A 2,097-nucleotide genomic window follows, 5' to 3' on the forward strand; every position below is an offset into this window, starting at 1 on the left:
GCATTCAATGATCACAGGACTGGACCGGACGGCGGTCACCGAATCCGTCAAGCGCGTGGTGCTCGCCGAGTCCCGCCTGCCCCTACAGCCCGCCGACATCGACGACCACGAGCCGCTCAACGGCGAAATACTCCACGTCAATTCACTGGGATTCGTCGGCATGCTGGTGCTGCTGGAGGACGAGCTGGACATCGTCCTGCCCGACGACCTGTTCGTCGGACGCAGCTTCCAGACCGTCCACGACCTGATCGAGGTCGTGCTGCTTGGGGCGGAGGCGGCCTGATGGGCGCCACGCACCTTCCCACCACATGGCGCAGTGTCCTGCCGCACCTCAACGAACAACCGCCGCCGGACCGCACACCGCAGACCACGGGGCGCGGCGGTGTCCAGGTCAACCTCCCGATGGAACTGGTGCGCCAGAGCGTCCTGCAAAAGGAGCACTGGGACATCCCGGCCGAGGTCATCGAAGCGTACCGCGCCTTCAGGCCCACGCCGCTGTGGCGGGCCGAGCGCTTCGAGCGCGCCGTCGGGGCGCGAGTGCCGATCTACGTCAAGTACGAGGGCGGCAACATCTCCGGCAGCCACAAGCTCAACACCGCGCTGGCGCAGGCCTATTACTACGCCAAGGCCGGCGTGCGGGAACTCGTCAGCGGCACCGGGGCCGGGCAGTGGGGTACCGCGCTCGCCGCGGCCTGCGCCATGTTCGGCATGAAGTGCACAGTCTTCATGGTCGGCAACAGCCTACAGCGCAAGCCCTACCGGGGCACGCTCATGCGCACCCTCGGCGCAACCGTGCATGCCAGCCCCAGTCCGCTGACCAAAATCGCCGCGCAGAGCCAGGCGGGCGTCAACAGCCTCTCCCTCGCTATCGGCGAGGCCGTGGAGTACGCCGCCCGCACCGAGGGCGCCGCGTTCTGTATCGGCAGCGGGGAGACGTACAGCATCCTGCACCAGTCGGTCATCGGGCTTGAGGCCGGCGACCAGCTCGCCGCGCTGGGGGCGGAGGTCGACGCCGTCGTCGGCTGCGTCGGGGCCGGCTCCAACTTCGGCGGGATCGCCCTGCCGTTCTTCGCCGACGCCGCGACGACCGGCACCCGTGCACCACTGCTGTTGGCCGCCGAGTCCAGCACCACGCCCAAGCTGACCCGGGGAAGGTACGCCTACGACCGCACCGACGCGACCGGCACCGGCCCGATGGAAGCCATGTACACCATCGGCAGCTCCTATCCGATCCCCGACTCGCACTCCGCGGGCCTGCGCTTCCACGGCGCCGCGAAGGTGCTGTCAGCCATGCGGCACCGCGACCAGATCGCCGCGACGGCCATCGGCCAGGTCGACGCGCTCGATGCCGGACGCCTGTTCACCCGCAGCGAGATGGTGCTGCCCGCGCCAGAGTCCGGGCACGCCCTCGCGGCCGCCGCCCGGCTGGCCTCGGCTGGTGCCGATGCCAACAGCGGTCTGCTGCGCTCCGAGCGGGGCGTCGTCGTGTGCGTCAGCGGCCACGGATACCTGGACCTGGGTGCCTACCAGCAGCTCTTGGACGGCGAGTTGAGCGACGTGGCGCCCGACCCCGAGGAGCTGCTCCGCGCCATGAGCGGTCTGCAGAGACCTCAGGAGCCCATCGGAATCGGGGCGGGCCGTGACTGACCTGCCGATCACCACCGACTGCCGGCTCTTTGACTGCGTCCAGGTCAACCTGGCGATCCTCGCCGACCGCTGGCACGGTGCGCACGCCCACCTCGGCCTCGGCGCCGTACTGCGCTTCCGGCCCACGCCGGGCGCGGCGGGACTGCCCACGGTAGAGCGATCCGTGACAGACCAAATACACGAATCGGCAGCCCTGTTGGGCCTCGACATCATCGCGCAGGAGCGGACCGGACCGGGCGAGTCACCGGTGCCCGCCCCAGGGCGCTACATCGTCGCCGACGCCTACCACCTGCCGTGGGTGCCCTACGCAGGGCAGCGCCACATGGAACACAGTTTCCTGCTGGAGACGGACGAGAACGCCGCCGCCGTCGTCATCGACGGCTACCACAACGAGACGCCGTGGGGCAGCGCCCGCCCGCTCACCCGCCACCTGACCCCCGCCGAACTCGC

2 protein-coding genes and 1 pseudogene are annotated in these 2,097 nt (G+C 69.9%); all 3 read left to right on the forward strand.

Features of this window, described 5'->3' with window-relative positions:
• The first annotated feature begins 7 nt into the window (after positions 1-7).
• Positions 8-283: an acyl carrier protein gene (locus FRZ03_RS27700; protein ID WP_146467880.1), complete on the forward strand. Its 276-nt coding sequence runs from the start codon at positions 8-10 to the stop codon at positions 281-283.
• The gene (locus FRZ03_RS27705; protein ID WP_146467862.1) at positions 283-1,647 is read left to right on the forward strand and encodes a TrpB-like pyridoxal phosphate-dependent enzyme; all 1,365 of its coding nucleotides are present in this window, start codon (positions 283-285) and stop codon (positions 1,645-1,647) included. The genes FRZ03_RS27700 and FRZ03_RS27705 overlap by 1 nt, the downstream gene beginning before the upstream one ends.
• Positions 1,640-2,097, forward strand: a pseudogene (locus FRZ03_RS39365) (hypothetical protein); the annotation flags it as partial. The gene FRZ03_RS27705 and the pseudogene FRZ03_RS39365, both read left to right, overlap by 8 nt.

Source organism: Streptomyces misionensis, assembly GCF_007896895.1.
GTDB lineage: Bacteria > Actinomycetota > Actinomycetes > Streptomycetales > Streptomycetaceae > Streptomyces > Streptomyces misionensis_A.